This window comes from Anaerobiospirillum sp. NML120449, from assembly GCF_023051105.1.
Classification (GTDB): domain Bacteria; phylum Pseudomonadota; class Gammaproteobacteria; order Enterobacterales; family Succinivibrionaceae; genus Anaerobiospirillum.
Genome location: NZ_JALKIL010000071.1, coordinates 1 through 9,061 on the forward strand (window position 1 = coordinate 1; position 9,061 = coordinate 9,061).

Consider the following 9,061-nt stretch of genomic DNA (forward strand, 5'->3'; position numbering starts at 1 on the left):
TTTTTACTATGTGATCAAAATCTCGTTTTTAAGTGAATCTAAATTGTTAAAAAGTGATCCTGGTATCACATTTTATTTTCCGAATTTGATCCTTGGATCAAATTTCACGCTTTGTGCGTAGCCCCTGAGTGCTCGTGGATGGGGCGTGCCTTGCTGTTAATGGCTGTTTTGCGTTGTGCATACCTTTATAACAGGTATTAAGACCTGCGTAGCGGTGGAAAGTTCATGATTTTGTTAGCTGTTTATGCAGCATGAGAATAGATTTTTGCTGATCTGTACTGCGATCTTTATCGTTGGAAATGGGGGGCTGTAAGGGCCTTTGCATATATTTGGGGCAAGGTACAGGCCTTATTACCTGGGCTTACTCGGGAGTGATTCCCGGATGCGATGTAAGTCGAATGTACATCAATGTAAGCGTTTACAGATAATATAGTAAATGAAGTTTACAAAGACATGGTGCCAGATATGGCTTTATTGCCTTACAGTGCGGGGTAAAAATTAACCTGGTTAACAAATTTCCAGTGCTGCTGGCGCAGAGATGTGTTGCATTAAAAAATGCAAAAAATGAAACAAAACTTTTCATTTCTGCAAAAGTTGCATCAGTTAGTTATGGGTAAGTAAAACTGTTTTGTCAAATCATTGCACCAAAAGTGAGTTTGACAGTGTTAAGTAACATAAAGACAGAGATAAACATGTAGATAAAAGGCTGATATATGCGGATAACAGCGGGGCTCCTAACTTCTGACACCATGCGTTGTTACTGGTAACACAGTGAAATAAAGCTAAAAAATTTTTTGTAAAAAGCTTGATCCATATCTCAATTTTGAATATCATGTACCCAACAAAACGAACAGAGCAAAGTGGTCGTTTTGCACTAACTAAACTCGTAGTTAAACTCCTTTTTATAGACAATCCTCCTATTTAAAAAAAGGTCTGGCGCGAAACCAGGCCTTTTTTATTTGGTTTTTACCAGCTTCCCTGCCCCTCCATCCCACACATCATCCCCGGCAAACAGCCTCTGTCAGCAGCCACGATCTCCTTTTGTCCGTATTGCCACTGCTCGGGGTATCACACTCACTCTTTTGCATTACTTTATGCAACAAATCCTGCAACAAAAGTCACGTCCACTGTTTCATTGCAGCGCTGTCTCACAATGAGAGCTTAGCTGAATACTTGTCTCCTGCCCTCAGAGCACCTGGCAGGGCTGTCACATCCTCATGTATATGTGAAATGCCATAAACAGGCTTTAGGAACACTGTTCGTAAACTGTTCCCGACCATACGCACTTACGGCGCACGCTCTAATACGGCCTGTCACAGCCGACTGCCCGTTGCTGCGGCCATCTGCAGCCATGTATCCCATGCATTAACGTGCATGTTCTTGTGCAGTCATGCATGCATGCATGCAAGCAAGCATGCATGCATCCATTTCATGCGGAGCAGGCTCGGCTGTTTTGTCCCGACCAGCAGGGCTTTACTGACTCTTCATACTTAACAGCACAATATCGGAACAGGGAATGCCGGAAAATCAGGCGGATACAGTAGATGCAGGGCAGGGCTCAGATGGACAGTAAATGGCGGGACTGCTGGATGCAGATTAGATGACGGGCGGCTGTGCTGCACTGTAGATGGCTGGAAGTACACGGTAGGACAGGGATGATATGCAATAAATATTAGATAGCACTGGGCAATGCAGGAAAGAACTGGCAAGCGCTCTCAGGCGCAGTTGGGGGAATGCCCAAAAGCCCATGGCGTCAGAGGCGGATCCAGTAAGTGCACTGCATTGCGCTGAAGTGTACGATACTGCCATATCATATAGTAACGTATTGACGTTTAATACGCGTCTTCGGTGGGGGAAGGTCCCTGAAAATATACACTGGATTGACCTTTGACTTTGCTATATTCACAATTTGACAAAAATGCCCTGTGAAACTTGCAGGCATTTGCTAATATCAGACAGTTGTACGGTTTATGCTCAGTTCAGCTTCGCAGCAGGCCTTGTACGGCCGCCTTAGAGTCATGCAGTTCATGGCAATTGCATCTGCAGCTGATCTGCGTGCCATTGCCTTGTGCATTGTGACTCTTCTGCTGTAGTGGCAGGAGCGGGATGAATATGCGGGGGTATGTGGTCTTTGAGCTTGCCGAACCTGTTGTCTGAAAAATCCTGTCAGGTCTGGGCCGGTGGCCTTGTTGCTCCAGGGAGCTGCCCCTGTTTTTCAGTGTTGGGCTGCCCTGTGATCTGCAGTCGGCTGGTATCAACTGTCAGGAGCAATATGTCAGACATTGGGCATCGTGCATCAGGCATGAGGCATCCTGCATGAGGCATTTTGCATCAGGAATAATGCATCATGCTTTTGCTTTGCGATGTCAGGCAGTGGCCTTTATCCTGGGCTTTTGCCCGTATTTGATGATGTACCTTGCGGGTCTGGGACTGTGATGTGTTAAGGGGAGTGTTATGACCGCTTTATCAGGACAAGCTTTAGTGGGAGACATTGGTGGAACCAATGCCCGTCTGGCCATCTGCAATCTGGCTGACGGCACTTTATCTGATCCTATTATCTATTCGGCTCTGGAGAATGACTCCCTTGAGTCTGTTATCCACAAGTTCCGTCAGGATACCGGTGCCAAGTTCTCGGCTGCCTGTATTGCCATTGCCTGTCCTGTAGATCAGGACTACATCAAAATGACCAACAATCCATGGGAGTTTTCCAAGGCTCAGCTCAAGGAAAACCTCGGTCTTGAGACTCTGCTGGTTATCAACGACTTTACCGCCATGTGTATGTCTGTTACCTGCCTTGATAAGAAGTCCATGGTAAAGATTGGTGAAGGTGAGCCTGTTGCTCATGCTCCTGTCGCTGTATACGGTGCCGGTACCGGCCTTGGTGTTGCTCATCTGATTAAAAACGGTAATCGCTGGATTCCACTGTCTGGCGAGGGTGGTCACGTTGATCTGGCTCCGGCCAATATGTCTGAAGACATGATTCTCATTGCTCTGCGTGCCCGTATTGGTCACGTCTCTGCTGAGCGTGTGCTTTCCGGACCTGGCCTGCTCAATCTCTATGAAGCCATTGCCATGCGCAATGAGCGTCTGAGAACAGGCCTTACCCCTGCAGACATTACCGCTTCTGCCTTAAGCGCCAATCCTGATCCTGACTGCTTAGAGGCTTTAAGCACCTTCTGCCGCCTCATGGGCCGTTTTGGCGGTAACCTGGCTCTTACCCTTGGCACCTTTGGCGGTGTTTATGTTGCCGGTGGCGTAGTTCCACGCTTCCTTGAGTTCTTCAAGAACTCCAAGTTCCGTGAGGCCTTTGAAGACAAGGGACGTTTCAAGAGCTACCTCTCCCGCATTCCAACCTATGTCATCACCGAGCCTAAGGCCGGTTTGATGGGCGCTGCAGCCACCCTGCGTCAGGAGCTTGGTGCCGTACTGTAAGTAGTTACGAAGTCAGCTAATCTGACATACAGGCATAAGCGCAGCACTAAGGTGCTGTGCCCTGAGGGGCCTCCGATCGCAGATCGCAGGCCCTTTGTCATTGATGGTGCCTTTAATTTTCCAGTCCATATCGAGCCAGAGCTTCTTTCAGTCCATCACTCAGGGCTTTGTGTTGTGGCATGTCACTGCTATCTGACCGGCGCGATTCAGGTGGCATGTACCCGGACACGAGGCACTGCCATGTGCCAGGGCACGAGGCACAGTCATGTGCCGGGACATTATTCCCTGTCATATGCCGGGGCTTGATTCAGGCCCATGATTTATGACCATGGTTTTGTCTGTTCGGGAGATAGCCATGATTTTCAGGCGAGATTCATATTCCTGTCTGCAGGCAAGGCTAATCTGGCTTGCATAGTGCATCTGTAGCAATGCACCCCAACTGACGCCATGGTGCAGCACGCCAGTGACTGCACTGACAATGGCAGTGCCGGGCTGAAGCACAGCAGTGCCTGTCTTATCTACATGACACAGGTGCTGTGATTGTTTTTCAGTCCCTCAGTGGCCGACTGCCCTGATAGAGCTCTGTGCTTTCTGGCAGGACTTTATTTCGGGATTTCTGGCAATATTTTCCTGACGGCTCTGTCTGTTCCGGCAGGATTTTGCCGCTCTGGCCTGGTTATGGTGCTGGTACAGTTTGTCATTGATTTTGTCCTAATTTTGGACAGTATGACCTGCTGTATCATTGTCAGTGGCTGTCTGCAGGCGGCCATGGTATCAGAGCAGGTCTGTATACGTAATCCCTATGAGCCACACGAATTTTTGTGCTGTATCTTGGGTGCATGTGCCAGATCAATCTGCATCTGGTATCAGGGTGCATTGCGACGACAATAAGTCTTTTAGCAGAGGTGATAATCTCATTGAGAAAATTTGCCTTTGAAAAACAGGCCTTTATGTCGCTACCATATGCAAGATCGATCAATAGTTCCACGAGGAGAACATCATGAGCTCAATTACCGGTATGAACAGCAACTTCGGTTTCGAGGCTTTAAGCGTTGCCATGACCAAGCGTGCTACCGAGGCTCAGGGCCAGGCCGCTTTAAAGATGCTTGAGAGCACCGCTCAGTCCGTACAGCAGATCAACGCTTCCGCTCCATCTGCTGGTGGCCGTGTTGGCAGCAACATCGACGTTCGCGCCTAAGAATTATTTTTCAGAAGCACAGCAGTGACTGTGACTTGCTGAACTAAGATACGAATTATTTAAAACCCTGTTACAGACGGTTATAATCCGTGCAGTAACAGGGTTTTTTGTTTCTGTAATCCCCAAAATCAGGCCGGGCAAAGGCTCGATCAACCCAGCGCCACAAACAGGCCGGGCAAAGGCTCGACCAACCCAGCGCCAAAAACTGGCCGGGCAAAGGCTCGACCAGCCCAGCTCCAAAATCAGGCCGGGCATGGGCTGACGGGCAGTGCCTTGCGGCTGGTCAGTACAGGGCCGGGCAGGGGATGGTAAGCTGCCGGGCGACTGGCTGGCAGGTTTGCTGGCTGTTGGGGGCAGGGGCGGCGATTCGTTGCACGGGGCATGGAACTTTTATTTGCAAGTTGAGGTGAGGCAGTGGCGGTTAAAAACGGATTTAAGCTGGTGGCTCCATTTGATGCGGCTGGTGACCAGATTGAGGCTATAGCACAGCTGGTCGATGGCATTGAAAAGGGGGACAGGGCTCAGACCCTGCTTGGTGTTACCGGATCGGGCAAGACCTTTACCATGGCCAATGTCATTGCCAGACTTAACCGTCCTACCATGATCCTGTCACATAACAAGACTCTGGCCGCCCAGCTTTACGGTGAGATGAAGGAGTTCTTCCCTCATAATGCTGTTGAGTACTTTGTTTCCTACTATGACTACTATCAGCCTGAGGCTTATCTGGCAGCTACTGATACCTTCATTGAAAAGGATGCCAAGGTCAATGACCACATCGACCAGATGCGTCTGAGCGCCACCAAGGCTCTGATGGAAAGACGTGACACTGTAGTAGTGTGCTCGGTATCAGCTATCTACGGTCTGGGTGAACCAGAAACCTACCTCAAGATGATGCTCCACATCTCTCGTGGAGAGCAGATCAGCCAGACGGAAATTGTAAAGCGGCTGGCTGCCCTGCAATATGTTCGTAATGACGTTGATTTTTCCCGTTCCACATTCAGAGTTCGTGGTGATGTCGTCGATATTTTCCCGGCTGAATCTGATGGCTATGCCATACGAGTTGAGCTCTTTGATGATGAGATTGAGCGTATTTCCCGCTTTGATCCTCTGACCGGTCATATCGAATGTGAGCTGCCACGTATCACCATCTTCCCTAAGACCCACTATGTAACTCCACGTGAGATTCTGCTCAGAGCCGTGGAGGAGATTAAGGTCGATCTCAAGGAGCGCTGTGACTACTTCTACAATGAGGGCAAGCTTCTTGAGGAGCAGCGTATCCGTGAGCGTACCCAGTACGACATTGAGATGATCAATGAAGTGGGCTACTGCTCAGGTATCGAAAACTACTCACGCTACCTTACGGGAAGAAAGCCAGGTGAGGCTCCGCCATGTCTTTTTGACTATCTGCCTGATGATGGTCTGCTCATCATTGATGAGTCCCATGTAACTGTTCCTCAAATCGGCGCCATGTACCGTGGTGATCGCTCCCGTAAGGACAATCTCATCCAGTTTGGCTTCCGTCTGCCTTCAGCATACGATAACCGTCCGCTCAAGTTTGAGGAATTTGCCCGCATGCAGCCTCAGACTATCTACGTATCTGCTACCCCGGCCCAGTATGAGGTTGATCTGTCCTCTCAGGTGGTAGAGCAGCTTATCCGACCTACAGGACTGCTCGATCCTGTTATTGAGGTCAGACCGGTAGCTACTCAGGTTGACGACGTCATGTCTGAAATCAGAAAGAGAGCGGAGGCAGGTGAGCGTACTCTGGTTACTACCCTGACCAAAAAGATGGCCGAGGAGCTGACATCCTATCTTACTGAACATGGTCTGAGAGTACGTTACATGCACTCAGATATTGATGCTGTAGAGCGTATGGACATCATCAGAGATCTGCGTCTTGGTGAGTTCGATGCCCTCATCGGTATTAATCTGTTAAGAGAAGGTCTGGATATTCCTGAGGTGTCCCTGGTAGCTGTTCTTGATGCTGACAAGGAAGGCTTCCTGCGTTCGACCCGTTCCCTTATTCAGACCGTAGGTCGTGCGGCCCGTAATGTTAAGGGCATGGCCATTTTCTATGCTGACAGGATCACCGACTCCATGCAGCAGACCATGGACGAAACCAGTCGTCGTCGTTCTATTCAGGACAAGTTCAACAAAGATCACGGCATAGAGCCAAAGCAGATTAAAAAGAAGATTGTTGACGTCATGGAACTGGCCATCAACAGCTCCGAGGTCTTCAAGGTACCTGATGAAGAGCGCATGATGCCATCAATGAACCGCCGTGAGTGGGAGCAGGAGCATGGCCTGGACAGCCTCAAGGGCACCTCCCGTAAGGGCAAGGGCGGCCGTGGTGCTGCTGCAGCCGAAGGCCTGGACGCAGCCCTTGAGCTCGATGACGCCCGTGAGATGGCTGTTGATCTCATGCTGGCCGGCAGCCGTGCTGCCGCTGAGTCTGCAACAAAAGGCAAAGGCAAGGGCCGCCGCAGCACTGCAAAGGGAACTAAAGGCACTCCTCCTGGCGCAACTGCCAACAGCACAGAGCGTAAGGTCTTTGATCTGGAGCTGCTCTCAAAGCTCAGTGAGAAGTCTGTAAACGAGCTGATGCGCGATCCTGTGGCATGTCGCTACCTGCCTGAGGCTCAGGTACTGACAAAAGAGATAGACTCCATTCAAAAGGCCATGCTGGAGCTCGTTCATGAGCTCAAATTCGAGGAGGCAGCCGTACTGCGCGACCGCATGCGCACCCTCGAGAAAATCATGATGCTCATGCCAGGACGTGACAGCGAATTACCAGTATAAGCACCCATCCCCGGCAACATCCTCAGCCCATCCGCTTCATGCTCAGCCCTGCATGGTCCTGCCCAGCCCGGCATGGTCCAGCCCGGCGCTGGACAGCGCAGTGCAGCTGGTCGCAGCAGAGCAGACACAGCGGCCTGTGATCAGAGCAAAAACACAAAAGGCATCTGTATAAGATGCCTTTTGTACGTTAAGACTTAGAGAGCTGCTGCCTGCTGCAAACTGCCAGCTGCAAACTGCCAGCTGGCTGCAGGCCTTAATTCTGGTGAGCCGGGGCTGCCATGGCTACAGGTTCATGCAGCGCAGGCAGTGCCATCAGAACTTTCAATGCCGCCTGGATATCAATGCTGCCTTGATATCAATGCCATGGGCATGGATAACTGCAGGGCTGGGCTCAGCCAGGAGTGTTGCGCAGCAGACACCATTGATCAGGTTTCTTGCGAGATGGCCTGCCGGGGCAGAGGCCGTGGCTTATTTTACTGAGAGGCTGACCGGGCAGTTGTCGTCATCGGTGGCTTCGGCAGGCAGGGCCTTACCGTGCATGAGGCCGTAGATAATGATCATGCTGCGCTCGAGCTGCTCGGCAACAACTTCGACGCTTTCGTCGTCAAGCTCACATTCGGTATCAACATTGGCTATCTCATTAAGCATCTCAACGTTTTCATTGAGCATGGTATTACGCAGCGGATAGTCTTCCTGAACAATGGAACCGGCAACTGGCCTGCTCTCACAGCAAAGGCCCAGGTTAAAGCCATAGGCAAGGTCAGAAATGGCCTGCAGCAGTTTCTTTGGACTGCTTTCATCCTTGCCAGGGATGAAAAGACTGAGCTTTTCATTTTCCAGCTCTCTTTCCAGTTCAATGGCCATGGTAGTAAAGGTGGCTATGCCGGTACCGGAAAAGCGGGTACCGCCGTTGAGGATGTTTACCGTAAGCTCCAGACTCTTTGGGTCAGAGGAGCTGTGACCACGGCTGATAAGGCCCAGCACGAATCCCTGAACGCAGGCGATGGACTCTTCAAAGCCGGCAGCTGCAAAGCTCTTATGGATTTTCTGGTAGAGTTCGTTCTTTTTGAGTTCCTGCATGGATCAAGGCTCCTTGGGCATATCCCCTGTCGGTAAAGTACTATTGGGCCATGAGATTAGCATATGCTGTCATCAAGGGCAAAAGCCCGGTAAACTGTCCACCGCAGGACAGCCCTGACAGCCCGGTCAGCCTGTCAGTTATTCCTGCCTGGCAACTAATCTCATAACCGGCCGGCATCAGCAGTATGGCCACATGGCACGGCCAGGCAGCATGGCCTCGCGGCATGGTAATGCCTGGACTATGGTTCAGCCATGGCAGTTGCAGGATCACTTTCATCATGGAGCAGGCTGCACATAAGCTCATGTGAGTTAGTCGTGAAGTCTTGAGTATGTAGCCTTGCTCACAGCACAGACCTGTAAGCCTTACTTCAGCATAACTGCATGACTGTCTGCAGCACATAATCCGGAGGTGTTGGCCAGAAAATAAGGAACTGTAGGTAATTAAAATGATTTGTATTTCTTAAGTATAATGACCTGAACGGAGGAACCTTATGGCAAACCAGATTCAGGTCACTTTAAACAAAGATTCTATTAATCAGCTGCTTGAGGCTG

The 9,061-nt window shown here is 50.3% G+C and carries 4 protein-coding genes and 1 pseudogene; 4 read left to right on the forward strand and 1 reads right to left on the reverse strand.

The window, feature by feature from the left end:
- The first annotated feature begins 2,454 nt into the window (after positions 1-2,454).
- From MXE41_RS12600 to MXE41_RS13145, 4 genes and pseudogenes are all read left to right on the forward strand, one after another.
- The gene (locus MXE41_RS12600) at positions 2,455-3,432 is read left to right on the forward strand and encodes a glucokinase (protein WP_246977445.1); all 978 of its coding nucleotides are present in this window, start codon (positions 2,455-2,457) and stop codon (positions 3,430-3,432) included.
- 1,000 nt (positions 3,433-4,432) lie between these two features.
- Positions 4,433-4,630 (forward strand): hypothetical protein, encoded by a 198-nt coding sequence (locus MXE41_RS12605; protein WP_246977444.1) that lies wholly within the window; start codon positions 4,433-4,435, stop codon positions 4,628-4,630.
- Positions 4,631-5,044: 414 nt separating this feature from the next.
- Positions 5,045-6,925 (forward strand): annotated as a pseudogene (uvrB, locus tag MXE41_RS12610) (excinuclease ABC subunit UvrB); the annotation flags it as partial.
- A 306-nt stretch (positions 6,926-7,231) separates the two neighbouring features.
- On the forward strand, positions 7,232-7,429 hold the full coding sequence (locus tag MXE41_RS13145; RefSeq protein WP_281503391.1) for a UvrB/UvrC motif-containing protein: 198 nt from the start codon (positions 7,232-7,234) through the stop codon (positions 7,427-7,429).
- A 468-nt stretch (positions 7,430-7,897) separates the two neighbouring features.
- Here MXE41_RS13145 and MXE41_RS12620 read toward each other — a convergent pair whose 3' ends face one another.
- Positions 7,898-8,509, reverse strand: coding sequence for a hypothetical protein (locus MXE41_RS12620; protein ID WP_246977443.1), 612 nt, complete (start codon positions 8,507-8,509; stop codon positions 7,898-7,900).
- Between the last annotated feature and the right edge of the window lie 552 nt (positions 8,510-9,061).